The sequence below is a fragment of the Streptomyces rimosus genome, assembly GCF_008704655.1.
Lineage (GTDB): Bacteria > Actinomycetota > Actinomycetes > Streptomycetales > Streptomycetaceae > Streptomyces > Streptomyces rimosus.
This window is the reverse complement of the sequence record NZ_CP023688.1, coordinates 3,785,970-3,812,170: the sequence shown is the minus strand read 5'-3', so window position 1 is coordinate 3,812,170 and position 26,201 is coordinate 3,785,970. Positions and strand designations below refer to the sequence as shown.

The following is a 26,201-nucleotide window of genomic DNA, read 5'->3' as shown; positions in this document are numbered from 1 at the left end:
CCGAGTGGGCAGGCTGGGTGCATGGCTGATCGTACGGAGACACGCGGGACGCGGGACGGGGCACCGGACGGGACGCGGGAGCTGGCACGGGAGCTGTCGGCCGCCGTGCGCGGCGAGGTCTCGGCCGCCGCCGGGGACCGGGCGCTGATGACCATGGACGCCTCCAACTACCGCCGGATTCCGCAGGCGGTGGTCGCGCCACGGGACGTGGAGGATGTCGCCGCCGTGCTGCGCGTGTGCCGCGAGCGCGGTGTGCCGGTGGTGCCGCGCGGCGGCGGCACGAGCATCGCCGGGCAGGCCACCGGGCTGGGCGTGGTGCTGGACTTCACCCGCCATCTGCGGCGGATCGTGGCGCTCGATCCCGAGGCCGCCACGGCGGTCGTCCAGCCGGGCGTGGTCCTCGACGACCTGCGGGCGGCGGCCGGCGCACACGGCCTGACCTTCGGCCCGGACCCGTCCACGCACAGCCGCTGCACCCTCGGCGGCATGATCGGCAACAACTCCTGCGGCTCGCACTCGGTGGCCTGGGGCACCACCGCCGACAGCGTGCGGGAGCTGGAGGTACTGACGTACGGGGGCGAGCGGCTGCGCGCCGGGCGCGGCACGGCGGCTCTGGACGCGCTCCCGCCCCGGCTGCGGGACGGCGTACGAGAGCTGGTGAACGGCGACTTGGCGCTGCTCCGCACCGGCTACCCGGACCTCCCGCGCCGCATCTCCGGCTATGCGCTGGACGCCCTGCTCCCGGAGCAGGGCACCGACCTGGCGCGGGCGCTCACCGGCAGCGAAGGCACCCTCGGTGTGCTGACCGAGGCCACGGTCGCGCTGGTCAGGCCGCCTGCCGCCAAGGCGCTGGCGGTGCTCGGGTACGCGGACGAGAGCGCGGCGGCCGAGGCGGCGCACACCCTGCTGCCGTACAGACCGCTGACCGTCGAGGGCATGGCCGCCGACCTGGTGGGCAGCGTGGCGGGGCTGCCCAAGGGCGGCGCCTGGCTGTTCGTCGAGATGGGCGGCGACGAGCCGGCAGAGGCACTGGCCCACGCCGAAAAACTGTGCCGCGACGCGGGCACGGCGACGACCGACCACACCGTCGTCACCGACCCGGCACGGCAGCGCGCCCTGTGGCGGGTGCGCGAGGACGCGTCCGGCACCGCGACCCGGATGCCGGACGGCTCGGAGGCGTGGCCCGGCTGGGAGGACTGCGCCGTGCCGCCCGCGCGGCTGGGCCCCTATCTGCGGGACTTCCGCTCCCTGCTGGCCCAGCACGGCCTGCGCGGCACGCCGTACGGGCACTTCGGCGACGGCTGCATCCACGTCCGTATCGACTTCGATCTGCTGACCGCGCCCGGTATCCGCCGCTTCCGGGAGTTCTCCGGCGACCTGGCGGAGCTGGTCGTGGCGCACGGCGGCTCGCTCTCCGGCGAGCACGGCGACGGGCAGGCCCGCGCCGAACTGCTGCCGAAGATGTACGGACCCGAACTGGTCGGCCTCTTCGGCCGCTTCAAGGACCTGTGGGACCCGGCGGGCGGCCTGAACCCCGGCATGCTCGTCCGGCCGGACCGGATGGATGACAACCTGCGCTTCGCGCCGCTGCCGAAGCGCCCGGTGGACGTGGAGTTCGGCTACCCGCACGACGGCGGCGACTTCTCGGCGGCCGTACGGCGCTGCGTCGGCGTCGCCAAGTGCCGTAACGCCGCCCCGAGTGCCTCGGCCGTCATGTGCCCGTCGTACCGCGCCACCGGCGAGGAACGGCACTCCACCCGGGGCCGCGCCCGGCTGCTGCACGAGATGCTGGCAGGTGAGGTGGTCACCGACGGCTGGCGTTCCGAGGAGGTACGGGACGCGCTGGACCTGTGCCTGTCCTGCAAGGGCTGCCGCAGCGACTGCCCCGTGGGCGTGGACATGGCCACGTACAAGGCCGAGTTCCTGCACCACCACTACGCCGGGCGGCTGCGGCCCGCCGCGCACTACTCGATGGGACGGCTGCCGCGCTGGCTGCACGCGGCGGCCCCGGTCGCGTCGCTGCTCAACGCCCTGGCCCGGACCCCGCTGGCGGGCGCGGCCAAGCGTCTCGGCGGCATCGCGCCGCAGCGGGCGATCCCGGAGGTGGCCACCGAGCCGTTCGTACGGTGGTGGGCGAAGCGGTCGCCCGCACCGGCCCCGGGGGGACCGGCGCTCCTGCTGTGGCCGGACACCTTCACCAACTACCTCGCACCCGAGGCCGGCCGCGCCGCCGTACGCGTACTGGAGGCCGCCGGTCTCTCCGTCCGCCTGCCACCGGCGCAGCGCCGCCGCCCCCTGTGCTGCGGCCTGACCTACGTCTCGACCGGCCAGCTCGACCAAGCGCGCGCGGTCATGCGCCGTACGGTGAACGCCCTCGACCCGCTCCTCACGGACGGCACCCCGCTGACCGTCCTCGAACCGAGCTGCGCGGCGGCCCTGCGCACCGACCTGCCCGAGCTGCTGCCCGACGACCCGCGCGCGGCACGGCTGGCCGCCTCCGTACGCACCTTCGCGCAGACCCTGGAGGAGCAGGCGCCCACCTGGGAACCGCCGCGCCTCGACCGCCCGGCCGTCGGCCAGACCCACTGCCACCAGCACGCCGTCCTGGGCGAGGCGGCCGAACAGCGCCTGCGCGAACGGGCCGGGCTGGCGGGCGGCCTGAGCGGCGGCTGCTGCGGTCTGGCCGGAAACTTCGGCTTCGAACGCGGCCACTACGACGTGTCCGTGGCCTGCGCGGAAGAACAGCTCCTGCCGTCCGTACGGGAGGCCGCCCCCGGCACGGAAGTCCTGGCGGACGGCTTCTCCTGCCGCACCCAGATCGCCCAGCTCACCGACCGGCGAGCCCGTCATCTGGCCGAAGTACTGGCTGAAGCGTTGCCGGGCGGGCGGTGAGGCGGGCCGTCACGGCCTCTCACCGAACACCTCGTGCGCCAGCGCCACCAGGTCGGGTACGGCCGGGTGCCCCGGGCCCGCGCGGCGGACGAGGTGCACGGGGACGGCCGGGGCACCACGCAGCGGGACGTACCGCACACCGTGGTGCGGGTGCATGTCCGCGGTGGCGGAGGAGGTGACGCCGAAGCAGCGGCCGGCCGCGATGGCGGCCAGCCAGTCGTCGGTGTTGGTGATCGGCACGGTGCCGGCCGGCCGTGCGTCCGCCGGCCACTGGTCCGGGGTGGTGACGCCGGAGACGGTGTTCAGCGCGAGGGTGCGCCCGGCGAGGTCCGCGAGGATCAGTGAGCGCCGCCGGGCCAGCGGGTCGTCGGCGGGCAGGGCCGCCACCCGCGGCTCGGTGCCGAGCAGGTCGGCGAGCAGGCCCTCGTCCTGGAGATCACCGCGCAGCAGGGCGGCGTCCACGTCGCCGCGCAGCAGACCCGCCGTGCGGTCGTCGATCCGGCGCAGCTCCAGCGCGGTGCCGGGGTGCCGCTCGTGCCAGCGGCGCAGCAGGGGCGTGGTGTACGGGCCGGCGGCGGACCAGGCATGGCCGAGGAGCAGCGGCCGGGGTGCCGGGCGGGTGTGGGCCAGGGCGTCGTCGAAGGCGGTGACGGCGGCTTCGGCCCGTACGCGGAAGGCACGGCCCTCCGGTGTCAGTGCCAGGTGATGGGTGGACCGGTCGGCGAGCCGGGTGCCGGTCTCCTGTTCCAGCTGCCGCAGGGCGCGGGAGACGGCGGGCTGGCTGAGGTGCAGCCGCTCGGCGGCGCGGGTCACGCTGAGCGTGTCGGCAATGGCCAGGAAACAGCGGAAGTGCCGCAGCTCGATGGTCATGCGGCGGGAGCATAACAGCACGTGGAAATCGTATTTCACGGCGCGCGCGGCGGGCCGTAGCGTGGCCCTGTGAACGAGTCGCGCCACGAGTCCAGCACCCCGCAGTCCGCCGGTCAGGTGGGTGCCCCGGCCGGGGGCACCGCCGCCGGTCCGCCGCCCGTGCCCCCGGTTCCCGAGCCGGTACCGGCCTCTGCGGAGGTCCGCGCCGCGGAGCGGGACGCGGCGGCGAGCGGGCGGCTGGTGTCCATCGCGCTGGTCATCGGCGGCATCATCTCGCTCCAGTTCGGGGCCTCGGTCGCGGTGCTGCTCTTCCCGCGGGCCGGTGCGCTCGGTGTGGTCACGCTCCGCCTGGTCGTCGCCGCGCTCGTCCTGATGATCGCCTGCCGCCCCAAGGTGCGCGGCTACTCCCGTGGCGACTGGGCCACGATCGTCGCCTTCGGTGTCGCCCTGGTCGGCATGAACTCGCTGTTCTACGAGGCCATCGACCGCATCCCGCTGGGCGCCGCCGTCACGCTGGAGTTCATGGGCCCGCTGATCCTGTCGGTGGTCACCTCGCGGCGGGCGCTGAGCCTGGTGTGGGCGGCGCTCGCGCTCGGCGGTGTCGCCCTGCTCGGCCGCGAGGGCTTCGACGGGCTGGACCCGCTCGGCGCCGGGCTCGCCCTGTCGGCGGGCGCGCTGTGGGCCGCGTACATCCTGCTCTCGTCCCGTACGGGTCAGCGCTTCCCGCAGGCGGACGGCCTGGCCCTGGCGATGTCGTTGGCGGCGCTGCTGAGCCTGCCGCTGGGCATCACCAGCGCGGGCACGGCCCTGCTGGATCCGGTCACGATCGGGCTGGGCGCCGCCGTCGCGCTGCTGTCCTCGGTCACGCCGTACACCCTCGAACTGCTCGCCCTGCGCAAGCTGCCCGCTTCCGGCTTCGCCGTGATGATGAGCCTGGAGCCGGCCGCCGGGGCGCTGGCAGGTTTCCTGGTCCTGCACCAGTCGCTGGGCTGGGCCGAGGTGGTGGCGATCGGGCTGGTGGTCCTGGCGAGCGTCGGTGCCGTACGGAGCACGAGCGGGGCCGGGTCGGGCTGAGACGGGTCCGTACGCGCGAGAGCCCCCCACCGGTGCGGTGCGGGGTCTCGGCCCGGAGTGCCACGGTCGCTTACGGGTCCGTGGGTTCCGGGGAGTGGAGGGTGATGGCTCCGGCGGGGCAGAGGCCGGCGGCCATCCGGGCGGCGGCCAGGCTGCCGGGGGCCGGTACGGGGTGCTTGAGCACCACCAGGCCCTCTTCGTCGTCCTGGTCGAAGACCTCGGGAGCGGTCAGGGCGCACATCCCGGCGCCGACGCAGCGGTCACGGTCGACGCTCAGACGCAGCCGCTCTTGTGGCTCGCTCATGGGGTTACTCCTTGTCCCAGGTGACGGGCAGGCTGATCACGCCGTAGATGTTGGCGCGGTCGCGCAGCGGCACCTCCTGCGGCGGAACCGCGAGGCGCAGGGTGGGGAAGCGGGCGAAGAGCGCCGGGAACGCGACGGTCATCTCGACGCGGGCGAGCTGCTGGCCGAGGCACTGGTGGGGGCCGTGGCCGAAGGAGACGTGCCCGGTGGCCTTGCGGTGGATGTCGAACCGGTCGGGGTCGGGGAACTTCAGCGGGTCGCGGTTGGCGGCCTGGACCGAGACGGTCACCGTCTCACCGGCCCTGACCAGCCGGCCTTCGATCTCGACGTCCTCCAGGGCGGCGCGCGGGATGGGGTCGGCCACGCTGAGGTAGCGCAGCAGCTCCTCGACGGTCTGCCCGGCGAGGCCCGGGTCGGCGCGCAGGGCGTCCAGCTGGTCGGGGTTGCTGAGCAGGGCGAAGGTGCCGAGCCCGAGCATGTTGGCGGTGGTGTCGAGACCGGCGGCCAGGAGCACCCCGCCGACCCCGATCAGCTCTTCCTCCGTGAGGTCGGAGGTGGTCAGGTCGCTGAGCAGGTCGTCGGTGGGCTCGGCGCGCTTGGCGGCCACGAGTTCGCCCATGAAGCGGCCGACGGCGGCGAACGCCGCGCCCCTCGCCTCCGCGTCCGCGGCCTGGTCGAAGAGGGTCGCCACATGCTCCTGGAAGCGGTCCCGGTCGGCGTACGGCACGCCGAGCAGTTCGCAGATCATGAGCGCGGGCACCGGCCGCGCGAACGCCTCCACCAGGTCGACGGTGGGCCCGGCCTGCTCCATGGCGTCCAGGCACTCGTGGGTGAACTGCTCCACGCGTTCGGAGAGCTGACGCATCCGGCGGACCGTGAACTTGCCGGTGAGCAGCCGCCGGTAGCGGGTGTGCTCGGGGGCGTCGAGGCCGAGGAAGTCGCCGGTCGGCGCCGGCGGCACCGCCGTCATCCCCTCCATGCCCGGCATCGGTACCGGCAGGTGCAGGAGTTCGTAGCGGGAGCTGAAGCGCGGGTCGGACAGGACCGCGCGGGCGGCGGCGTGGCCGGTGGCCAGCCAGCCTATGTGCCCGTCGGCGTAGCGCATGCGGCGCAGGGGCCGGTCGCTCAGCGCGGTGAGTTCGCCGGGCGGGTCGAAGGGGCAGCCGGTGCGCCGGTCGGTGGGCAGGGTGGGCGGTTCTCCGGTGGTGCCGTCGGCGGTGGTGTCGGGGGCCGTCGGGTTGTACGACATGGAATCCTCCTGTGAACGCCGTGCGGGATATGGAGCGTGCTGGTCGGTGAAGTGCCTTGAGAGGGGCGGCCGTTACCGCTTGGCGCCGGTCTTGAAGGTGCGGCGTGCCCACAGGTAGCCGACCAGGGAGAGCCCCGCGCACCAGGCGAGGGCGATGACCGCGCTGGAGCCGATCCCGGTGCCGAGCCACAGGCCGCGCAGCGTCTCGATGATCGGCGTGAAGGGCTGGTACTCGGCGAACCAGCGCAGACCGGCGGGCATCGACTCGGTCGGCACGATGGCGCTGCCGAGAAACGGCAGGAACGTCAGCGGCATCGGGATGTTGCTGGCCGTCTCGACATTCTTGGCGACCAGGCCGATGCCCGCGGAGAGCCAGGTCAGCGCCAGGGTGAGCAGGGCGAGCAGACCGATGGCGGCGAGCCATTCCACGGGTGTCGCGCTGGGGCGAAAGCCCATCAGGAGGGCGACGCCGGTGACCAGCGCGATGCTGGCCATCGTCTGGATCACGCTGCCGACGACATGGCCGGTCAGGAACGAGGCGCGCGAGATCGGCATCGTACGGAAGCGGTTGACGATGCCCTCGGTCTTGTCGGCGCACACGCTGATCGCGGTGGTCAGGGCGCCGGACGTGGCAGCCATCAGGATGATGCCGGGCGCGAGGTAGTCGATGTAGTCGCCGCTGCCGGTGGGCATGCCGCTGATGCCGGTGCCCAGGGCGCTGCCGAAGACGTAGTTGAACAGCAGCAGCATCGCGATGGGCATGATGACGACGGTGAGCGTCAGGGACGGGTAGCGCAGCGCCTTCTTCAGGTTGCGCCGCAGCATCGTCCTGGAGTCCCGCGCGGCGTACGACAGGGTGGCCATCAGACGTTCTCCTTGGACGGGGCGGCGGTGCCGGCCGGGTGGGGCTGACCGGTGAGGGTCAGGAAGACATCGTCGAGATCGGGGGTGTGCACGGTGAGCGACTCGGCCGGGACACCGGTGGTCTCCAGGGTGTCGAGGACGGCCCGCAGGTTCTGGATGGAGCCGTCGCTGGGGATCTGGAGGGTGAGGGATTCCTCGTCGCGCGTGGCGACGCCGAAGATGCCCGCCGCGGTGTCCAGGACCCGGCTGTCGGCGAACCGCACCCGGATGTGGCCGCCGGGGATGCGCTGCTTCAGCTCGTCGGCGGTGCCCTCGGCGATCAGCCTGCCGTGGTCCAGTACGGCGATCCGGTCGGCGAGCTGGTCGGCCTCTTCGAGGTACTGGGTGGTCAGGAAGATGGTCACGCCGTCGTCGGCGACGAGGCCGCGGATGATCTCCCACATGGTGCGCCGGCTGCGCGGGTCGAGTCCGGTGGTGGGCTCGTCGAGGAAGATGATCCGCGGATCGCCGACCAGCGTCATCGCCAGGTCCAGCTTGCGCCGCATTCCGCCGGAGAAGGTGACGGCGGTCTTGCCCGCGACCTCCGAGAGGTCGAAGCGGCGCAGCAGGTCCCTGGCCCGCCGCTTGCCCTCGCGCCGGTCGAGGTGGTGCAGGTCCGCCATGAGGAGGAGGTTCTCCTCTGCGGTCAGCAGGTTGTCGACGGCCGAGAACTGGCCGGTGACGCCGATCGCGGAGCGCACCGCGTCGGCGTCCCGGGTCAGATGGCGGCCCGCGACCCGGGCATCGCCGGCGTCGGCGTCGATGAGCGTGGAGAGGATCTCCACCGTGGTGGTCTTGCCGGCACCGTTGGGCCCGAGCAGCGCGAAGATGCTGCCTTCGGCGATGTCCAGGTCGATGCCGTCGAGCACGAGCTTGTCGCCGTAGGACTTGCGCAGTCCGGTGGCGGTGATCGCCGACGCCCTCGTGGGGGCGGCGACCGGCGCGGAGGTCTGGGTGACTGTCATGCCGTTTTCCCTTCGGCGGTGGAGCGTTGGGGTACGTGGAGTCAGGCGCGGCGGATGATGATGTCGCCGGTGGCGGTCCGGGCGATCACCTCGACGGTCTCGTCGGAGTCCGCGGGGCCCTCGGCGGCGCCGAGCGAGTTGCGTACGACGCCGTACTTGGTGTGGGTGTCGAGCCAGGCGGCGGTGCCCTCGTGGATGCCCACTTCGAGGTCGCCGACGGAGGTGCGCAGGTCGATGCGGCCGCGGGTGACGTCGCCGACGCGGATGCCGCCGTTGGAGGCGGAGGCGTCCACCCCGGCGCGGGCGGTGCCGATGTCGGTACGGCCGTTGGCGCACTTGGCGCTGATGTCGCCGTGCGCGACGCCGACGAAGATGTCGCCGTTGGCGGCGCTGGTCTTCAGGCCGCCGGTGACCTCGCCGATCTCGATGACGCCGTTGCTGTTCTTGACGGTCGCCGAGCCGGTGACGGTGCCGATCTCGATCCGGCCTGAGCCGACGGCCTCGATGTCTCCGGTCGAGCGGGCCAGGCGGATGTCGCCGTGGTCGGTCCTGAGGTCGGCGCCGGCCGCCTCGTCGACCTGGAGGTCGCCGAGCGAGGTCTTGAGGGTGACCTCTCCGAAGCTGCCCTCGCAGAAGAAGCCGCCCAGGGCCGTGGTGCCCCGGACGTCCGACCCGGCGGGCAGTTCGACGCTGACCTCGACGGTGCCCGGCTTGCCGAACAGGGACCGCTTCTTGGGCGTCTTGATCGCGAGGCGGCCGCCCGAGCAGCTGACCTGCGTCTGCTGTACGGCCTGTACGTCCTTGTCGTCGGCCCCGTCGCGCGGCAGCACCTCCACGACCGTCTCGGTGCGCTTGCCGGCGGTGATGCGGGCGGTGCCGCAGTCCAGTTCAAGGGTGGCGATGATCGGTTCGGGGGTCTCGTAAACAGGCATGGCGGTGCCGTCCTCTTGGCTCGCGTGGGTGTTCCCGCTGGTGAGGCGGGTGATGATGACGTCGGCCGGATCGGTGATCCGCCGGTGAAGAGTGGGTGGGGCGGGTCGCTTACCGGACCCAGCCGGTGAAGCTCCGGCCGCCCGAGGGCTTGCCCCGGCCCGTCGGGGCCGCGCGCTGCCCGCCGTCGAGGGCCGTGGACACCGCCCGTACCAGCCAGGCGTTGACCGACAGGCCCTCCGCCGTCGCGGCCTCCTCGGCGCGGGCCTTGAGGTGGGCCGGGAGACGGAAGTTGATCCGCGCCATGGCGCCGTCGTCGGCGTCCGCGGGCGGCGGGGGCGGCGCGGGAACCGCGACCGGTTCCCGCTCCTCCCGCACCGGCTCCGGGGCGGGCGGAGCCGTCACCACGAACTCCGGATCGAGTCCGCGCAGCCGTACGTCGACCGAGCCCGGCGCCAGTTCCCGCGTGACCTCGCCCATGGCGGCGGACAGTGCGTTCAGGAGGGTCAGCCGGGTGGCGGACTCCAGGGGGGCGGTGAGCCGTTCGGCGAGGGCGCGGGCGTCGTCGCCGCCGGCGTCCGCGGCGACGGCCAGCTCCTGCCGGAGATTGTCGACGTAGGGCGTGAGGTCCATGATGCCATCATGGCACATCGATGGTGCCATGGCGAGCCAAAGTGGCGGCACTGTGGCGCGCACCTAACCTGAGCTGCGGGTTTGTCTGAAAAATCGATGGGCCGTGGCATCGTCCTGGCGGTGCCGTGGCTCATGGTGATGCCACGGTGGCGCCGTCGGGGCGCCAGGTGGTGTGCCATGGAGTGCCGCTCTGGCGTCAGCGCCGCGGTCGCCCCGTACCCCGCACTCCCTCCTCGCAGAAAATCATGCAGGCGTGCTTGATTGTTTCTCCCCGCGCTGCCACGCTCGGTACCCGCACCGCATGAGTCAACGTGCCCTGCCCGTACGGCAGATGGCCGACGAGGGGAGTGCCGCGTGTCCGACGCCGACGCCGTACTGGCGGATCTGAGGGACGAAGGAGAGGCGCTCGACGCGCTGGTCGGCGGGCTGGCGCCGGCGCGGTGGGCGGAGCCGACACCGGCCGCCGGCTGGACCATCGCCCACCAGATCGGGCACCTGACCTGGACCGACCGGCAGGCCCTGCTGTCCGCCACCGACCCCGCCGCCTTCCGCGAAGCGGCCGAGCGGGCTCTGGCCTCGCCCGCGACCTTCGTCGACGAGGGCGCGCGGCGCGAAGCGCAGGCGCCGCCCGAGGAGCTGCTGGCGAGCTGGCGCGCGGTCCGGACCGAGCTGTACGAGGCTCTGGCCACCCGGACCACGCGGGACAAGATGCCGTGGTTCGCGACATCGATGAGCACCGCCTCCATGGCCACGGGCCGGCTGATGGAGACCTGGGCGCACGGCCAGGACATCGCCGACACGCTGGGCGTACGGCGTGAGCCCACGGCGCGGCTGCGGCACGTGGCCCGTATCGGCGTGCGCGCGCGGGACTACGCGTACGCGGCCAACGGGCTGCCGGTCCCGGCCGAGGAGTTCCGCGTCGAGCTGCGCGCTCCCGGCGGCGGCACCTGGACGTACGGACCGGAGGGCGCGGCGCAGCGGGTGACCGGCGACGCCCTCGGCTTCTGCCTGCTGGTCACGCAGCGCGCGCACCGCGACGACGTGGACGTACGGGCCGAGGGCGCGGACGCGGACCGGTGGCTGGACATCGCCCAGGCGTTCGCCGGGCCGCCTGGCAAGGGCCGTGAGCCGGGCGGGCGGGACGCCCGGTGACCGGCGGGGACGTGCTGCGCGTCGGCAACGCCTCCGGCTTCTACGGCGACCGCTTCGACGCCGTACGCGAGATGCTCACCGACGGCCCGCTCGACGTCCTCACCGGCGACTACCTCGCCGAACTGACCATGCTCATCCTGGGCCGCGATCGCCTCAAGGACCCCACGCGCGGCTATGCGAAGACGTTCCTGCGGCAGCTGGAGGACACCCTCGGCCTGGCTGCCGAGCGTGGGGTGCGGATCGTCACCAACGCGGGCGGTCTCAACCCCGCCGGGCTGGCCGAGGCCGTAAGGGAGTTGGCGGAGCGGGTCGGCGTCCCCGTACGGGTGGCGCACGTCGAGGGCGACGACCTCATGGCCCGCTACGCCGGGCGCGCGGGCGTGCTGACCGCCAACGCCTATCTGGGCGGCGCGGGCATCGCCGCGTGTCTGCGGGCCGGTGCCGAGGTGGTGGTGACCGGCCGGGTCACGGACGCCGCCCTGGTCAGCGGGGCCGCGGCGGCCCACTTCGGCTGGGCGCCCACGGACCACGACCGGCTGGCGGGCGCGGTCGTCGCGGGCCATGTCCTGGAGTGCGGCACCCAGGCCACCGGCGGCAACTACGCGTTCTTCGCCGCCCACGACGCCGACGCCCTGCGCCATCCCGGCTTCCCCCTCGCCGAGATCGCCGCCGACGGCTCCTCGGTGATCACCAAGCACCCGGGTACGGGCGGCGCGGTGACCGTCGGCACCGTCACCGCCCAGCTGCTGTACGAGACGGCCGGCGCGCGCTACGCGGGCCCGGACGTGACCGCGCGGCTGGACACCGTACGGCTGACCCAGGACGGCACCGACCGGGTGCGTATCGACGGTGTGCGCGGCGAGGCCCCGCCGCCGACGCTGAAGGTGGGCCTGACCCGCCTGGGCGGCTGGCGCAACGCGGTCACGTTCGTGCTGACCGGCCTGGACATCGAGGCGAAGGCCGCCCTCGTACGGGAGCAGATGGAAGCGGCGTTCGACGCGGCCGAGCGCCGCCCGGCGGGCGTGGAATGGACGCTGGCCCGGACCGACCACCCCGACGCCGCCGTCCAGGAGGAGGCGAGCGCCCTGCTGCGGCTGGTGGTGCGGGACGCCGACCAGGACGCGGTGGGCCGGGTGGTCAGCGGGGCCGCCGTCGAGCTGGCGCTCGGGAGCATCCCCGGCTTCCACGTCACGGCGCCGCCGGGCAAGGGCGAGCCGTACGGGGTCTTCGAGGCGGAGTACGTGGCCGCCGCGGACGTACCGCACACCGCCGTACTCCCGGACGGCAGCCGCACCGAACTGTCCCCGCCTGTGGAAACCCGCGAGCCGACACCACTCGCCGAACCCCCGCTCCCCGAACCCCTCGCCCACGACGGCCGGACGCGCCGCGCCCCGCTCGGCCTGGTGGCCGGTGCCCGCAGCGGCGACAAGGGCGGTTCCGCCAACGTCGGCGTCTGGGCCCGTACGGACGCGGCCTGGCGCTGGCTGGCCCACGAGCTGACCGCCGACCGGCTGCGCGAACTCCTCCCGGAGACGGCGGACCTGCCCGTCACCCGCCACGTCCTGCCCAACCTGCGCTCCCTGAACTTCGTGATCGACGGCCTGCTCGGCGCGGGCGTCGCCGCGCAGGCCCGCTTCGACCCGCAGGCCAAGGCCGTGGGGGAGTGGCTGCGCGCCCGCCACCTGGACATACCGGAGGTACTGCGGTGACCGTGCTCGGCAGCCGGCTGGACCCGGCAGGGCCCGAATACGCGGCCCACCGCGAGGCGATGCTCGCCAAGCTGGCCGAGATCGAGGCCGAACACGCCAAGGCCCTCGGCGGGGGCGGCGCGAAGTACGTCGAACGGCACCGGGGGCGCGGCAAGCTGCTCGCCCGCGAGCGCATCGAGCTGCTCCTCGACCCGGACACGCCGTTCCTCGAACTGTCGCCGCTCGCCGCCTGGGGCAGCGACTATCCGGTGGGCGCCTCGCTGGTCACCGGCATCGGCGTCATCGAGGGCGTGGAGTGCCTGGTCACCGCCAACGACCCGACCGTACGCGGTGGCGCCTCCAACCCCTGGACGCTGAAGAAGGCCCTGCGCGCCAACGAGATCGCCTTCGCCAACCGGCTGCCCGTCGTCTCCCTGGTCGAGTCGGGCGGCGCGGACCTGCCCAGCCAGAAGGAGATCTTCATTCCGGGCGGGGCGCTGTTCAAGGACATCACCCGGCTGTCGGCCACCGGCATCCCCACCGTCGCCGTGGTCTTCGGCAATTCGACCGCGGGCGGCGCGTACATCCCCGGTATGTCCGACCACGTGATCATGGTCAAGGAGCGGGCGAAGGTCTTCCTCGGCGGGCCGCCGCTGGTCAAGATGGCCACCGGCGAGGAGAGCGACGACGAGTCGTTGGGCGGCGCCGAGATGCACGCCCGCACGTCCGGACTCGCCGACCACTTCGCCGTGGACGAGCCGGACGCGCTCCGGCAGGCCCGCCGGGTCGTCTCCCGCCTGAACTGGCAGAAGGCGCACGGAGATCCCGCACCGGCCGAACCGCCCAAGTACGACGAGGACGAACTGCTCGGCATCGTCCCCGGCGACCTCAAGGCCCCCTTCGACCCGCGCGAGGTCATCGCCCGCATCGTGGACGGCTCGGACTTCGACGAGTTCAAGCCGCTGTACGGGCCTTCGCTCACGACCGGGTGGGCCCGGCTGCACGGCTACCCCGTGGGCATCCTCGCCAACGCGCAGGGCGTGCTGTTCAGCGCGGAGTCGCAGAAGGCAGCGCAGTTCATCCAGCTCGCCAACCAGCGCGACATCCCGCTGCTCTTCCTGCACAACACCACCGGCTACATGGTCGGCAAGGAGTACGAGCAGGGCGGCATCATCAAGCACGGCGCCCAGATGATCAACGCGGTGTCCAACTCGCGCGTCCCGCACCTGTCCGTCCTCATGGGCGCCTCGTACGGCGCCGGGCACTACGGGATGTGCGGCCGCGCCTACGACCCGCGTTTCCTGTTCGCCTGGCCCAGCGCCAAGTCCGCCGTGATGGGCCCGCAGCAGCTCGCCGGGGTGCTGTCGATCGTGGCGCGCGCCTCCGCCGCCGCCAAGGGGCAGCCGTACGACGACGAGGCCGACGCCGGGCTGCGCGCCATGGTGGAGCAGCAGATCGAGTCAGAGTCGCTGCCGATGTTCCTGTCCGGGCGCCTGTACGACGACGGCGTCATCGACCCGCGCGACACCCGAACCGTCCTCGGCCTGTGCCTGTCCGCCGTCCACACCGCGCCCGTGGAGGGTGCGCGCGGCGGCTTCGGCGTCTTCCGGATGTGAGGAACCCGTGATCTCTTCCCTCCTCGTCGCCAACCGTGGCGAGATCGCCCGCCGGATCTTCCGCACCTGCCGGGAGCTGGGCATCGCGACGGTGGCCGTGTACTCCGATGCGGACGCCGACGCGCCGCACGTCCGCGAGGCCGACGCCGCCGTACGCCTCCCGGGCAGCGCCCCGGCCGACACCTATCTGCGCGGCGACCTGATCGTGAAGGCCGCGCACGTCGCCGGAGCCGACGCGGTCCATCCCGGCTACGGCTTCCTCTCCGAGAACGCCGGATTCGCCGCGGCCGTCGCCGACGCGGGCCTGACCTGGGTCGGCCCGCCGCCCGCCGCGATCGAGGCGATGGCGTCCAAGACGCGCGCCAAGGAGCTGATGGCGGCGGCCGGGGTGCCGCTGCTCGCCCCGGTCGACCCGGACCGTGCCACGGACGCCGATCTGCCGCTGCTGGTGAAGGCGGCGGCGGGCGGCGGCGGGCGCGGCATGCGGGTCGTACGGGACCTGGCGGACCTGTCGGGGGAGCTGGCGGCGGCGCGGGCCGAGGCCGCGTCGGCGTTCGGGGACGGCGAGGTCTTCGCCGAGCCGTACGTCGTCGGCGGGCGCCACGTCGAGGTGCAGGTCCTCGCTGACGCGCACGGCACGGTCTGGACGCTCGGCACCCGCGACTGCTCCCTCCAGCGCCGCCACCAGAAGGTCATCGAGGAGGCCCCCGCACCCGGCCTCTCCGACGAACTGCGGGCCACCCTGCACACGGCCGCCGCCGACGCCGCCCGCACCATCGGCTACCGCGGCGCGGGCACCGTCGAATTCCTGGTCTCCGCCACCGGCCACGCCCACTTCCTGGAGATGAACACCCGCCTCCAGGTCGAGCACCCGGTCACCGAGGCCGTGTACGGCGTCGATCTCGTCGCCCTGCAATTGCGGGTGGCCGAAGGGGAGGCGCTGGCGGAGGAGCCGCCCGAGCCGCGCGGCCACTCCGTGGAGGCCCGGCTGTACGCGGAGGACCCGGCGGCGGGCTGGCAGCCGCAGACCGGCACGCTGCACCGCCTGTCCGTGCCCGATGGCGTCCGGCTCGACTCGGGCGTGGCCGACGGCGGCGTCATCGGCGTCCACTACGACCCGATGCTGGCCAAGGTCATCGCCTGGGCGCCGAGCCGCGCCGAGGCCGTACGCAAGCTGGCGGGCGCGCTGGAACGGGCCCGTGTGCACGGCCCGGTCACCAACCGCGACCTGCTCGTGCGGTCCCTGCGCCACCCCGAGTTCGCCACCGCCACCGGCCTGGACACCGGCTTCTACGACCGCAACCTCGACGCCCTCACGACGGCGCCCGACGCCACGGCCACCGGCCTGTGCGCGCTGGCTGCCGCCCTCGCCGACGCGCACGGCCGGTCCCGCTTCGGCGGCTTCCGCAACGTCCCGTCCCAGCCGCAGACCAAGACGTACGCCTGCGGCGGCACCGAGCACGAGATCCGCTACCGGCTGGGCCGCGACGGGCTGCACGCCGAAGACTTCCCCGGCGTACGGCTCGTCCGGTCCGCCCCCGGCCGGGTCGTCCTTGAAGCGGACGGCGTACGGCGCGAGTTCACCGTCGCCCGCCACGGCGACCAGATCTACGTCGACTCCGCCGCCGGCTCCCGTACCCTCACCGCCCTGCCCCGCTTCCCCGACCCCGGCGCCCGCACCGAACCCGGCTCGCTGCTCGCCCCCATGCCCGGCACGGTCGTCCGGGTGGCCGACGGCCTGGCCGAGGGCGACCGCGTCGAGGCCGGTGCCCCGCTGCTCTGGCTCGAAGCCATGAAGATGGAACACAAGATCACCGCACCCGCCTCCGGCACGCTGACCGCCCTGCACGTCAAGGCCGGCCAGCAGGTCGAGGTGGGCACGCCGCTGGCCGTCGTCACCGTATGACGGCGCTCCCCCTCGAAGGAGTCCCCGTGAGCACCCCCGTGATCGAAACCGAGGAACACCGCGCCCTCCGCGCCTCCGTCGCCGCACTCGGCAAGCGCTACGGACGCGAGTACTTCACCCGCGTCGTCGCCGAGGGCAAGCACACCGACGAGCTGTGGACCGAGGCCGCCAAGCTGGGCTACCTGGGGGTGAACCTGCCCGAGGAGTACGGCGGCGGAGGCGGCGGCATCGCCGAACTCTCCATCGTGCTGGAGGAGCTGGGCGCGGCCGGCTGCCCGCTGCTCATGCTCGTCGTCTCGCCCGCCATCTGCGGCACGGTCATCGCCCGCTTCGGTACGGAGGAGCAGAAGCGCGCCTGGCTGCCCGGCCTCGCCGACGGCTCACGCACGATGGCCTTCGGCATCACCGAACCGGACGCCGGCTCCAACTCCCACCGCATCACCACCACGGCCCGCCGCGACCCGGCCACCGGCGAGTGGGTCCTCAACGGGCGCAAGGTCTTCATCTCGGGCGTGGACATCGCCGAGGCCACGCTGATCGTCGGCCGCACCGAGGACGCCCGTACCGGCAAGCTCAAGCCCTGTCTGTTCATCGTCCCGCGCGACGCCCCCGGATTCGGGCGCAGTCGGATATCCATGGAGCTGGGGGCGCCGGAGAAGCAGTTCGAGCTGACGCTGGACGATGTACGGCTGCCCGCGGAGGCGCTGGTGGGCGAGGAGGACGCGGGGCTGCTCCAGCTCTTCGCCGGGCTCAACCCCGAGCGCATCATGACCGCCGCCTTCGCCCTCGGCATGGGCCGGTACGCGGTCGAGCGGGCCGTCGACTACGCCCGTACCCGCCAGGTCTGGAAGGCGCCCATCGGCGCCCACCAGGCCATCGCCCACCCCCTCGCCCAGGTGCACATCGAGCTGGAACTCGCCCGCCTGATGATGCAGAAGGCCGCCCACCTCTATGACGCGGGCGACGACATGGGCGCGGGCGAGGCCGCCAACATGGCCAAATACGCGGCGGCCGAGGCGGCGGTCAGGGCCGTGGACCAGGCGGTGCACACCCTCGGCGGCAACGGCCTGACCCACGAGTACGGCCTCGCGTCCCTGATCACCGCGGCCCGCGTGGCACGGATCGCGCCGGTCAGCCGGGAGATGATCCTCAACTACGTCTCCCACCAGAGCCTCGGGCTCCCGAAGTCGTACTGACCGGCCGTGCCCGGCATCGCGGTCGCCGTACTGACAACCGCACCGGCAACCGCGATGCTGCACGCACACGGACAGGCGCCCGCCCGCGGCCCGTACCGGCACCGGGCGCGCGCCGCTGCTGAGGGGATGGCCATGGTCTTTCACAGTCAGTACGCCGATGTCGCGCCCGTCGACCTGCCGATCCACGAAGCCGTACTGGGCCGGTCGGCCACCGAGCACGCCGCCCTGCCCGCGCTGATCGACGGCCAGGACGGCACCACGCTCAGCTACGCCGAACTCGACGGCGCCAGCCGCCGGATCGCCGCGGCCCTGGCCGACGCGGGCGTCCTGCCCGGCGACGTGCTCGCGCTGCACAGCCCCAACACCATCGCCTACCCGGCCGTCTTCTACGCCGCCTCGCGCTGCGGCGCCGCCGTCACCACCGTGCACCCCCTGTGCACATCGGGCGAGTTCGCCCAGCAGCTGCGCGACTCCGGCGCCAACTGGATCGTCACCGTCGCCCCGCTGCTGGAGACCGCCCGCAGCGCCGCCGAGCAGACGGGCGGCATCACGGAGGTGTTCGTCTGCGACGGCGCCGTGGGCCACCGCTCCGTACGCGACATGATCGCCTCCACCGCGCCCGAACCGGCCGTCCGCATCGACCCCGCGCACGACGTGGCCGTGCTGCCCTACTCCTCCGGCACCACCGGCACCCCGAAGGGCGTGATGCTCACCCACCGCAACATCGCCACCAACCTCGCCCAGCTCAACCGGCTGGTCGGCAGCGGCCCCGGCGACCGCGTGCTGGCCGTACTGCCGTTCTTCCACATCTACGGCCTCACCGCCCTGATCAACTCCCCGCTGCGCAACGGCTCCACCGTCGTCGTGCTGCCCCGCTTCGACCTCGAACACTTCCTGCGCACCATCGAGAAGTACCGGATCAACGCGGTGTACGTGGCCCCGCCCATCGTGCTGGCCCTCGCCAAGCACCCGGCCGTCACCCAGTACGACCTGTCCTCGCTCGACTACCTCGTCAGCGCCGCCGCCCCGCTGGACGCCCGGCTCGCCGACGCCTGCGCCCGGCGCCTGGGCATCCCGCCCGTCATGCAGGCGTACGGCATGACCGAACTGTCGCCCGGCACCCACATCGTGCCGCTGGGCGCCGCCGACGCGCCGCCCGGCACCGTCGGCAAGCTGCTGCCGGGCACCGAGATGCGCATCCGCTGCCTGGACGCGGACAAGGACCTCGGCACCGGCGAGAGCGGCGAGATCTGGATCCGCGGCCCGCAGGTGATGAAGGGCTACCTCGGGCGGCCCGCGGAGACCGACGCGATGATCGACGCGGACGGCTGGCTGCACACCGGCGACATCGGGCAGGTGGACGCGGACGGCTGGCTGCACGTCGTCGACCGGGTCAAAGAGCTGATCAAATACAAGGGCTACCAGGTCGCGCCGGCCGACCTCGAAGCGGTGCTGCTCGCCCACGAAGGCATCGCGGACGCCGCGGTGATCGGCGTCACCGACGCGGACGGCAACGAGATACCCAAGGCGTATGTCGTACGGCAGCGCGGCGGGGCGGGGGCCCGGCTCACCGAGGAGGACGTCATCGCGTACGTTGCCGGGCGGGTCGCCCCGTACAAGAAGGTACGGCGGGTGGAGTTCACGGACCTCGTGCCCCGCGCCGCCACCGGCAAGATCCTGCGGCGCGAACTGCGCGCCAGGGAAAGGAGTTCCACGGCCTCATGACCGACGCCACACCGGACGCCACCCCGGACGGACCGCTGGTACGGCGCGCCCACGACCGGGGCGTCACCGTCCTCACCCTCGACTCCCCACGCAACCGCAACGCGCTCTCCCGGCGCCTGGTGGGCGAGCTCCACGAGGCGCTGGCAGAGGCGGCCGGGTCCGCCGGCACCCGCGCCGTGCTGCTCACCCACACCGGGACGACGTTCTGCGCGGGAGCGGACCTGACGGAGGCCACGGACCCCGCGGCAGCCGCGGCCTCCGGCCCGCTCGGCCTCGCCCGCCTGCTGCGGACGATCATCGAACTCCCCAAGCCGGTCGTCGCCAGGGTCACCGGCCATGTACGCGCGGGCGGCCTCGGCCTCCTCGGCGCCTGCGACCTGTCGGTGGCGGGCCCCGGCGCCACGTTCGCCTTCACCGAGGCCCGCCTCGGCCTCGCCCCCGCCGTGATCTCCATGCCGCTGCTGCCCCGTATGGACCCGCGGGCCGCGTCCCGCTACTACCTGACCGGCGAGCGCTTCGACGCCGCCGAAGCGGCCCGCACCGGCCTGGTGACGATGGCCGCCGACGATCCCGACGCGGCCCTCGAACCGGTGCTGGCCGGGCTGCGCAAGGGCTCCCCGCAGGGCCTGGCGGAGTCCAAGGCCCTGGTCACCGCCGAAGTCCTGCGGGCCTTCGACCGCGACACCGCGGCCCTCGCCGAGACCTCGGCCCGCCTCTTCGCCTCCGACGAGGCCCGCGAGGGCATGACCGCCTTCCTCCAGCGCCGGGAACCGTCATGGGTACGGTGACCTCCTCCCGCGCCGCCAAGGAGCCGCAGCAGGAACGCAGCCGCGCCACCCGCCGCGCCCTGCTGGAAGCGGCCGTCTCCTGCCTCGCCGAGCGGGGCTGGAGCGGCAGTACGGTCTCCGTCGTCGCGGAGCGCGCGGGCGTCTCGCGGGGGGCCGCCCAGCACCATTTCCGTACCCGCGAGGACCTGTTCACGGCCGCCGTCGAGCATGTCGCGGAGATGCGGCAGAGCGCGCTCAAGGCGGTGGCGAACGACCTGCCGCCCACCGGATCGTCGGCACGCACCCGTATCGTCGTCGAGGAGATCGTCGGCCTCTATACGGGTCCTCTTTTCCGCGCCGCCCTGCATCTGTGGGTGGCCGCTTCCGACGAGGAGCCGCTGCGCGAGCGGGTCACCGCCCTGGAGGCCCGGGTGGGCCGCGAGGCGCACCGCACGGCGGTCGCCCTGCTGGGCGCCGACGAGGCGGTCCCCGGCGTCCGCGAGACCGTACAGGGCCTCCTCGACATGTCCCGCGGCCTCGGCCTCGCCACGCTCCTCACCGACGACAAGCCCCGCCGCGACCGCGTGGTGACACAGTGGGCGCACATCCTGGACACCGTGCTGAACGGGGGCTGAGGGGGCTCAGCGGGACGGGTCGTCAGCGTCCGCGTACGAGCCGAGGCGCCGGGCCAGCGCACGCACCAGGTCGCGCAGGGCGGCCGGGCGCTCGATGACGAACGGGCGGTCCAGCGCGGCCAGTACGGGCGGAATCCAGTCCAGCCGCTCGGCCCGGATGCGGACGCGGACCCATCCGGGCTCGTCATCGGACGGGTCGGGCTCGTCGTGGGACAGGGCGGCGATCCCGGCCGGGAGGTGGTCGTGAAGGTGCTCGACGGTGCCGCGGACGCGCAGCGACACGTCGTGTTTCCACGGCGTACGGGCGAGATGGTCGAGGACGGTCGCCGCCGGGTCGAAACCGTCCGGGATCTCGAACGAACCGGACAGCACGCGGACGGAGGCGATCCGGTCCAGCCGGAAGATCCGCATCTCCCCGCCGTCCCGTCCGGCCCCGGTCAGGTACCACCGCCCGGAGTGCGCCACGAGACCGTACGGCAGGACCGTGCGGGCGCTGCCGTCGCCCTTGCGGTCGGTGTACGCGAACGCCACCGGCCGCCGCTTGCGTACGGCTTCGGCGAGTTCGAGCAGCACCGCCGCCTCCGGCGGGGCCGCGGGACGGGGCCGCTCGGTGAAGTCGGCCGTCTCCAGCAGCGCTTCCAGCCGCTGCCGCAGAGCCACCGGCAGCACCCGCCGCACCTTCGCAGCGGCACTCTCACCGGCCGCCGCGGAGGCGGCGCCCGGCCCGCCGCGCTGCCCCGCGAGCAGGCCGAGCAGCACGGCAAGGGCTTCCTCGTCGGTGAGCATCAGCGGCGGCATCCGGTAGCCGGGGGCGAGCCGGTAGCCGCCGTAGCGGCCCCGCACCGCGTCGACGGGGATGTCCAGGTCCAGCAGGTGGCCGACGTAGCGGCGGACGGTGCGCTCGTCGACGCCGAGGCGGGCGGCCAGCTCGGGAACGGTACGGACGCCGCCGCCCTGGAGGATCTCCAGCAGGGCGAGCACCCGGGCGGTGGTCGAAGTGGTCACCCGGAAAGTGTGACGCCCATACCGGGCGGAATCTGTCCGGTATGGGTCCTAGCGTGAGCGGAGCCCGCAGATCCGGGCGCATTTCCCTACGCCAGAAAGCCGCACCATGAACCTCGTCTCCCTCCGCATGATCACCGACGACGTCGCCCGCCTCGTCGGGTTCTACGAGCACGTCACCGGCGTACGGGCCGAGTGGGCCACCCCGGAATTCGCCGAATGCGTCACGCCGTCCGGCACGCTGGCGATCGCCGGCAGCCGCACGGTGGCCTTGTTCGGGGAGGACATCGCGCGGGCCGCCGCCAACCACTCGGTGATCATCGAGTTCCGCGTCCCGGACGTGGACGCGGAACACCGTCGCCTGACCGACCTCGGCCACACCTTCGTCCAGCAGCCGACGACCATGCCGTGGGGCAACCGCTCCCTGCTCCTGCGGGACCCCGACGGCAACCTGGTCAACCTCTTCACGCCCGTCACCGAGGACGCCGTACGGCGCCAGGAGCGCCCGGCCCGTTACGCGGGCGCCGTGTAGCCGTCCACCGCTTCCGGGCCGCGCGGCCCCGGGCCCACGTACTTGGCAGACGGCCGGACCAGGCGGCCGGTCCGCTTCTGCTCCAGGATGTGCGCGCTCCAGCCCGCCGTACGGGCACAGGTGAACATCGACGTGAACATGTGCGCCGGAACCTCCGCGAAGTCCAGCACGATCGCCGCCCAGAACTCCACGTTCGTCGCCAGCACGCGGTCCGGGCGCCGGTTGTGCAGCTCCTCCAGGGCGGCCTTCTCCAGCGCCTCCGCGACCTCGAAGCGCGGCGCGCCCAGCTCGCGCGCCGTGCGCCGCAGCACCCGCGCCCGCGGGTCCTCGGCGCGGTACACCCGGTGGCCGAAGCCCATCAGCCGCTCGCCGCGGTCCAGCGCCCGCTTCACATACGCCGTCGCGTCACCCGTCCGCTCGATCTCCTCGATCATGCCGAGGACCCGGGACGGCGCCCCGCCGTGCAGCGGCCCGGACATCGCGCCCACCGCGCCGGACAGCGCCGCCGCCACATCGGCCCCGGTCGAGGCGATGACCCGGGCCGTGAAGGTGGACGCGTTCATGCCGTGCTCGGCCGCCGAGGTCCAGTACGCGTCCACGGCCGCGACGTGCTTGGGGTCCGGCTCGCCCCGCCACCGCTTCATGAAGCGCTCGACGACGGTCCCGGCCTTGTCGATCTCCTTCTGCGGCACCATCGGCAGGCCCTGCCCGCGCGCCGACTGCGCGACGTACGAGAGCGCCATGACCGCGGCCCGCGCCAGCTCGTCCCGCGCCGTCTGCTCATCGGTGTCCAGCAGCGGTTTCAGGCCCCACACCGGCGCGAGCATGGCCAGCGCGGACTGCACGTCCACCCGGATGTCACCCGAGTGGACGGGGATCGGGAACGGCTCGGCCGGCGGCAGACCGGGGTTGAACGATCCGTCGACCAGCAGCCCCCACACGTTCCCGAAGGAGACCTTCCCGACGAGGTCCTCGATGTCGACACCGCGGTACCGGAGCGCGCCGCCTTCCTTGTCCGGTTCGGCGATCTCCGTCTCGAACGCGACGACTCCTTCGAGTCCGGGTACGAAGTCGGACATCAGGCGGCTCCTCAAGATGTGGACGACATGCGGCTCATGACCAAGATGCCGTGCGTTCAAGATCTGTCAGGTCAGGCCGGCCGGGTCGGCGGTTCGCGGGACGCCGCGCGGCCGGCCGGGCGCCGGTCCGGGTACGCGGCCACCCTGCGGCTCGCGGTCCGTACCGGTCACTCCCGTCATGCCCCGCGCGGGCGTTGGTCACCCGACCGGCACCCGTGGCATCCCGCCCGGAGCACGTCACTTCGATCACTTCAGGGCGGACACGATATCCCGCGCTGTCGCCGCGCCACAGTGGCGCGCGGCACGATTTTGGCCGGTCCGGCACTTCCCGGGAAGCGTGACATCCGGCACACCGGGCGATTCGCTTACGAGAGGGTTACGCCGGGCCGTCGAGGGGCAGACTTCCCTGCCACCCGGCTGCCCCAACAGCCCTCCATGCTGCAAGATGTGGCCGTGCACTCCGCCGACACGCCGCTCCCCGATCCGTTCGATCCTTCCGCCATGCGGGCGCAGTACCGCGCCGAGGGACTCGACGAGACAGACCTCGCTCCGAGCCCGTACGACCAGTTCGCGCGCTGGTTCAAGGAAGCGGCCGCGAGCGGACTGCACGAACCGAACGCGATGGTCGTCTCGACCGCCGACGCCGCCGGCCGCCCCAGCTCAAGGACCGTGCTGCTCAAGCGGTTCGACGAGCACGGCTTCGTGTTCTTCACCAACTACACCAGCCGCAAGGGCCGCGACCTGGCGGAGAATCCGTACGCCTCGCTGCTCTTCCCGTGGCACCCGCTGGCCCGCCAGGTGATCATCACAGGACCGGCCACCCGCATCGGCCGCGACGAGACCGCCGCGTACTTCCGCACCCGCCCGCACGGATCGCAGCTGGGCGCCTGGGCCAGCGACCAGTCGGCGCCGGTCGCCTCCCGCGCCGAACTGGAGCGCGGCTGGGCGGAGCTGGCGGCCCGTTACCCGGAGGGCGAGCAGGTGCCCGCGCCGCCGCACTGGGGCGGCATCCGGGTCGTCGCCGAGACCGTCGAGTTCTGGCAGGGCCGGGAGAACCGTCTGCACGACCGGCTGCGCTACGAGCGGCAGGGGGACGGGGACGGCTGGGCCGTCGTACGGCTGGCGCCTTGAGCGCCGGGGCGGGTACGGGCGCGTCCGTACCCGCGCCGCGTCCGTGCCCGCGAAGCGCCCGCGAACGCAGGCGACCCGCGGGCTTCCCCCGCGCCTGGGGCGCGAAGGGGCCGGTCGGACGAACCGGCAGCCCGCGGGTCGGGTGACTGCTGGGGATTGGGCCGGCTGCGCAGCTGACTCCTGCGCTGGTCCGGCGCTGCACACTGAGTGCGACGACGGGCCGCTAGCCCGCAGTCACCTCACGCGTCCGGTAAGAAATCATCTGCCGAACCACCTCCCTTCTCGTGTGCCTCACACCCTAGGAACCGGCCCCGGGGCCGCACAACCGAATTTCCCGGGGCGGCGATTTCGCCGAATGGGGTGTGGCCCGCGTCACGTTCCAGTTGAATGATCCGACGTGCGGCACGTGCGGCCGCGTTCGTAGGGGGTGCCAGTGGCTGCTTCGTCTTCGTCGTCCTCTTCGTCGTCCTCGTCGCACCGCTTCGAGCCCGTACCGCCCGGGGGGCCGGGGCGGGCCGCGGACCGGGGCGGTCCGCCGGACGACGCGTGCGCGGGCGCCGTGCCCGGTGACGGTCCGGACCCGCAGCCGGACAGTGAGGACTCCGGCCTGCTCGCCGCCCTGCTGGACGGGATGGACGCCGCGCTGTGCGCCTTCGGCGCGGACGGCGCGGTCACCCACTGGAACCGCGAGGCCGAGCGGCTGCTCGGCTGGACGGCGGCCGAGGCCGTCGGCCGGCAGGGGCTGGCCGGATGGGCGGTCCGCAAGGAGGACGCCGACGAGGTCGAGGCCGACCTGCTCGCGGCGACCCGCTCGCCCGGACGCCAGGTCCACGAGTTCGCGCTGCTGACCAAGGACGGGCGCCGCGTCCTGGTGCGTACGCAGTCCTCCGCCGTGCTCGGGCCCGACGGGCGGGCGGCGGGCGTGTACTGCGCGTTCAGCGAGGTGCACGCGCAGATCGACCTGGAGCGTTCCATCGCGCTGAGCGAGGCGCTCTTCGTGGACGCCTCCTGGGGCGTCGTGCTGGTCGACGCCGACCTGCGGCCCGCCGTCGTCAACGCGCACGCCGCCCGCGCCCTGGGGATGGGCCGTACGGCCGTCCTGGGGCGTCCGCTGGGTGATCTGCTGGCCCAGGGCGTGGAGGAACTGGAGAGCGCCCTGACCCACGTCCTGGCGGAGGGCACGCCGCCGGCCGCCGCCGAGCTGTGGGTGACGCTCCGGTCCGACGAGGTCGAACAGACCCGCCGGTGCTGGCGCAGCGGCTTCGTCCGGCTGGCCTCGCCGCTGGCGGAGGAGCCCGTGCCGCTCGGCGTGGGCTGGATCTTCCAGGACGTCACGGACGCCAAGCGCGCGGAACAGGAAGCCTCGCTGCTGCGCTTCCGCGCCCAGCAGCTGCACCGCGCGGGCCGGGCGGCGGGGGAGTGCGAGGACCCGATGGAGGCGGCGGCGGTCCACCTCGACTTCGCCCTCGCCGGGTTCGCCGATCACGGGCTGATCGATGTGGTGGGGGGCGGTGGCGGCGGTGACACCGGTGTGTCCGCCGTCGGCCCGGACGCGGCCGGTCCGCCCGCTCTCGTACGGGCCATCGCCTCGCCCGCCGGCGCGCCCGGCCCCTCCGAGGCCATGCCGCCGACCGGCATCCCGGTGGCCTACGGCCCGGGCCACCCGGCCGCCCAGGCACTGGAGCGGTGCGGCTCGGTACGGGCCGGCGCGGGCCCGGCGATCGCGGAGGGCTGGGCCGCGGCCCGCAAGTGGCCGGACGGCACGGTGCACGGCCTGTGCGTGGTGCTGCGCAGCCGGGGGCGGACGCTGGGCGTGGCGACGTTCCTGCGCGGCCCCTCCCGGCGCCCGTTCGACCGGGCGGACGCGTCGTACGCGGAAGACGTCGCGTCCCGGATCGCGGCGGCGCTGGACCTGGCGGGCGGCCCCGCGGGGCGGGAGCCGTAGGCCGCCG

22 protein-coding genes are annotated in these 26,201 nt (G+C 73.6%); 13 read left to right on the top strand and 9 right to left on the bottom strand.

Features of this window, described 5'->3' with window-relative positions; all coding sequences use genetic code 11:
• The first annotated feature begins 21 nt into the window (after positions 1 to 21).
• Complete coding sequence (locus tag CP984_RS15810) at positions 22 to 2,892, top strand: FAD-binding and (Fe-S)-binding domain-containing protein (RefSeq protein ID WP_003981872.1); 2,871 nt, start codon at positions 22 to 24, stop codon at positions 2,890 to 2,892.
• A 9-nt stretch (positions 2,893 to 2,901) separates the two neighbouring features.
• On the opposite strand, the gene CP984_RS15805 is transcribed toward CP984_RS15810, so the two are convergent.
• The gene (locus CP984_RS15805; RefSeq protein ID WP_003981873.1) at positions 2,902 to 3,762 is read right to left on the bottom strand and encodes a LysR family transcriptional regulator; all 861 of its coding nucleotides are present in this window, start codon (positions 3,760 to 3,762) and stop codon (positions 2,902 to 2,904) included.
• A gap of 117 nt (positions 3,763 to 3,879) precedes the next feature.
• On the opposite strand from CP984_RS15805, the gene CP984_RS15800 reads away from it, so the two are divergent.
• Entirely contained in the window at positions 3,880 to 4,836 is a 957-nt protein-coding gene (locus CP984_RS15800) for an EamA family transporter (protein WP_176564588.1), read from the top strand.
• Between the two features lie 70 nt (positions 4,837 to 4,906).
• On the opposite strand, the gene CP984_RS15795 is transcribed toward CP984_RS15800, so the two are convergent.
• The 6 genes from CP984_RS15795 to CP984_RS15770 form a co-directional block, all read right to left on the bottom strand.
• Positions 4,907 to 5,140, bottom strand: a complete 234-nt coding sequence (locus CP984_RS15795) for a ferredoxin (RefSeq protein WP_003981875.1) — start codon at positions 5,138 to 5,140, stop codon at positions 4,907 to 4,909.
• A gap of 4 nt (positions 5,141 to 5,144) precedes the next feature.
• Positions 5,145 to 6,389, bottom strand: coding sequence for a cytochrome P450 (locus CP984_RS15790; RefSeq protein ID WP_003981876.1), 1,245 nt, complete (start codon positions 6,387 to 6,389; stop codon positions 5,145 to 5,147).
• A gap of 72 nt (positions 6,390 to 6,461) precedes the next feature.
• On the bottom strand, positions 6,462 to 7,253 hold the full coding sequence (locus tag CP984_RS15785) for an ABC transporter permease (protein ID WP_003981877.1): 792 nt from the start codon (positions 7,251 to 7,253) through the stop codon (positions 6,462 to 6,464).
• Positions 7,253 to 8,257, bottom strand: coding sequence for a daunorubicin resistance protein DrrA family ABC transporter ATP-binding protein (locus tag CP984_RS15780; RefSeq protein WP_003981878.1), 1,005 nt, complete (start codon positions 8,255 to 8,257; stop codon positions 7,253 to 7,255). The genes CP984_RS15785 and CP984_RS15780 overlap by 1 nt, the downstream gene beginning before the upstream one ends.
• Positions 8,258 to 8,298: 41 nt before the next feature.
• Positions 8,299 to 9,189: a DUF4097 family beta strand repeat-containing protein gene (locus CP984_RS15775; RefSeq protein WP_003981879.1), complete on the bottom strand. Its 891-nt coding sequence runs from the start codon at positions 9,187 to 9,189 to the stop codon at positions 8,299 to 8,301.
• Between the two features lie 109 nt (positions 9,190 to 9,298).
• Positions 9,299 to 9,820 carry a toxin-antitoxin system HicB family antitoxin gene (locus CP984_RS15770; protein ID WP_003981880.1) on the bottom strand — a complete coding sequence of 174 codons (522 nt, stop codon included), beginning with the start codon at positions 9,818 to 9,820 and terminating at the stop codon, positions 9,299 to 9,301.
• Between the two features lie 354 nt (positions 9,821 to 10,174).
• On the opposite strand from CP984_RS15770, the gene CP984_RS15765 reads away from it, so the two are divergent.
• From CP984_RS15765 to CP984_RS15730, 8 genes are all read left to right on the top strand, one after another.
• Entirely contained in the window at positions 10,175 to 10,972 is a 798-nt protein-coding gene (locus CP984_RS15765) for a TIGR03084 family metal-binding protein (RefSeq protein WP_003981881.1), read from the top strand.
• Positions 10,969 to 12,681, top strand: a complete 1,713-nt coding sequence (locus tag CP984_RS15760) for an acyclic terpene utilization AtuA family protein (protein ID WP_003981882.1) — start codon at positions 10,969 to 10,971, stop codon at positions 12,679 to 12,681. Before CP984_RS15765 ends, CP984_RS15760 begins: the two co-directional genes overlap by 4 nt.
• Positions 12,678 to 14,276, top strand: a complete 1,599-nt coding sequence (locus CP984_RS15755; protein WP_003981883.1) for an acyl-CoA carboxylase subunit beta — start codon at positions 12,678 to 12,680, stop codon at positions 14,274 to 14,276. The genes CP984_RS15760 and CP984_RS15755 overlap by 4 nt, the downstream gene beginning before the upstream one ends.
• Before the next feature lie 7 nt (positions 14,277 to 14,283).
• Entirely contained in the window at positions 14,284 to 16,182 is a 1,899-nt protein-coding gene (locus tag CP984_RS15750; RefSeq protein ID WP_003981884.1) for an acetyl/propionyl/methylcrotonyl-CoA carboxylase subunit alpha, read from the top strand.
• A 26-nt stretch (positions 16,183 to 16,208) separates the two neighbouring features.
• Positions 16,209 to 17,378 carry an acyl-CoA dehydrogenase family protein gene (locus tag CP984_RS15745; RefSeq protein ID WP_003981885.1) on the top strand — a complete coding sequence of 390 codons (1,170 nt, stop codon included), beginning with the start codon at positions 16,209 to 16,211 and terminating at the stop codon, positions 17,376 to 17,378.
• 132 nt (positions 17,379 to 17,510) lie between these two features.
• Positions 17,511 to 19,103, top strand: coding sequence for a 4-coumarate--CoA ligase family protein (locus tag CP984_RS15740; protein ID WP_030183986.1), 1,593 nt, complete (start codon positions 17,511 to 17,513; stop codon positions 19,101 to 19,103).
• Positions 19,100 to 19,891, top strand: coding sequence for an enoyl-CoA hydratase family protein (locus tag CP984_RS15735; RefSeq protein ID WP_003981887.1), 792 nt, complete (start codon positions 19,100 to 19,102; stop codon positions 19,889 to 19,891). The genes CP984_RS15740 and CP984_RS15735 overlap by 4 nt, the downstream gene beginning before the upstream one ends.
• On the top strand, positions 19,879 to 20,505 hold the full coding sequence (locus CP984_RS15730) for a TetR/AcrR family transcriptional regulator (protein WP_003981888.1): 627 nt from the start codon (positions 19,879 to 19,881) through the stop codon (positions 20,503 to 20,505). The genes CP984_RS15735 and CP984_RS15730 overlap by 13 nt, the downstream gene beginning before the upstream one ends.
• 6 nt (positions 20,506 to 20,511) lie before the next feature.
• On the opposite strand, the gene CP984_RS15725 is transcribed toward CP984_RS15730, so the two are convergent.
• Positions 20,512 to 21,510, bottom strand: a complete 999-nt coding sequence (locus CP984_RS15725) for a helix-turn-helix transcriptional regulator (RefSeq protein WP_226048661.1) — start codon at positions 21,508 to 21,510, stop codon at positions 20,512 to 20,514.
• A 106-nt stretch (positions 21,511 to 21,616) separates the two neighbouring features.
• Between CP984_RS15725 and CP984_RS15720 the strand changes: the two genes are divergently transcribed.
• Positions 21,617 to 22,039, top strand: a complete 423-nt coding sequence (locus CP984_RS15720) for a VOC family protein (protein WP_003981890.1) — start codon at positions 21,617 to 21,619, stop codon at positions 22,037 to 22,039.
• Here the strand turns inward: CP984_RS15720 and CP984_RS15715 are convergent.
• Positions 22,021 to 23,118: a citrate synthase 2 gene (locus CP984_RS15715; RefSeq protein WP_003981891.1), complete on the bottom strand. Its 1,098-nt coding sequence runs from the start codon at positions 23,116 to 23,118 to the stop codon at positions 22,021 to 22,023. The two genes, CP984_RS15720 and CP984_RS15715, sit on opposite strands and share 19 nt — an antisense overlap.
• 435 nt (positions 23,119 to 23,553) lie before the next feature.
• On the opposite strand from CP984_RS15715, the gene pdxH reads away from it, so the two are divergent.
• Together pdxH and CP984_RS15705 are read left to right on the top strand one after the other, a co-directional pair.
• Complete coding sequence (pdxH, locus tag CP984_RS15710) at positions 23,554 to 24,249, top strand: pyridoxamine 5'-phosphate oxidase (protein ID WP_226048660.1); 696 nt, start codon at positions 23,554 to 23,556, stop codon at positions 24,247 to 24,249.
• A gap of 559 nt (positions 24,250 to 24,808) precedes the next feature.
• Positions 24,809 to 26,194, top strand: a complete 1,386-nt coding sequence (locus CP984_RS15705; RefSeq protein ID WP_003981893.1) for a PAS domain-containing protein — start codon at positions 24,809 to 24,811, stop codon at positions 26,192 to 26,194.
• Positions 26,195 to 26,201: the final 7 nt, after the last annotated feature.

What these genes read in the sequence shown, in the direction of transcription:
- CP984_RS15780 (WP_003981878.1), bottom strand. Translation starts at nt 8,257, where the DNA reads ATGACAGTCACCCAGACCTCCGCGCCGGTCGCCGCCCCCACGAGGGCG.
- CP984_RS15715 (WP_003981891.1), bottom strand. Translation starts at nt 23,118, where the DNA reads ATGTCCGACTTCGTACCCGGACTCGAAGGAGTCGTCGCGTTCGAGACG.
- CP984_RS15720 (WP_003981890.1), top strand. Translation starts at nt 21,617, where the DNA reads ATGAACCTCGTCTCCCTCCGCATGATCACCGACGACGTCGCCCGCCTC.
- CP984_RS15775 (WP_003981879.1), bottom strand. Translation starts at nt 9,189, where the DNA reads ATGCCTGTTTACGAGACCCCCGAACCGATCATCGCCACCCTTGAACTG.
- CP984_RS15795 (WP_003981875.1), bottom strand. Translation starts at nt 5,140, where the DNA reads ATGAGCGAGCCACAAGAGCGGCTGCGTCTGAGCGTCGACCGTGACCGC.
- CP984_RS15785 (WP_003981877.1), bottom strand. Translation starts at nt 7,253, where the DNA reads ATGGCCACCCTGTCGTACGCCGCGCGGGACTCCAGGACGATGCTGCGG.
- CP984_RS15805 (WP_003981873.1), bottom strand. Translation starts at nt 3,762, where the DNA reads ATGACCATCGAGCTGCGGCACTTCCGCTGTTTCCTGGCCATTGCCGAC.
- CP984_RS15730 (WP_003981888.1), top strand. Translation starts at nt 19,879, where the DNA reads ATGGGTACGGTGACCTCCTCCCGCGCCGCCAAGGAGCCGCAGCAGGAA.
- CP984_RS15790 (WP_003981876.1), bottom strand. Translation starts at nt 6,389, where the DNA reads ATGTCGTACAACCCGACGGCCCCCGACACCACCGCCGACGGCACCACC.
- pdxH (WP_226048660.1), top strand. Translation starts at nt 23,554, where the DNA reads ATGCTGCAAGATGTGGCCGTGCACTCCGCCGACACGCCGCTCCCCGAT.
- CP984_RS15735 (WP_003981887.1), top strand. Translation starts at nt 19,100, where the DNA reads ATGACCGACGCCACACCGGACGCCACCCCGGACGGACCGCTGGTACGG.
- CP984_RS15770 (WP_003981880.1), bottom strand. Translation starts at nt 9,820, where the DNA reads ATGGACCTCACGCCCTACGTCGACAATCTCCGGCAGGAGCTGGCCGTC.
- CP984_RS15810 (WP_003981872.1), top strand. Translation starts at nt 22, where the DNA reads ATGGCTGATCGTACGGAGACACGCGGGACGCGGGACGGGGCACCGGAC.
- CP984_RS15740 (WP_030183986.1), top strand. Translation starts at nt 17,511, where the DNA reads ATGGTCTTTCACAGTCAGTACGCCGATGTCGCGCCCGTCGACCTGCCG.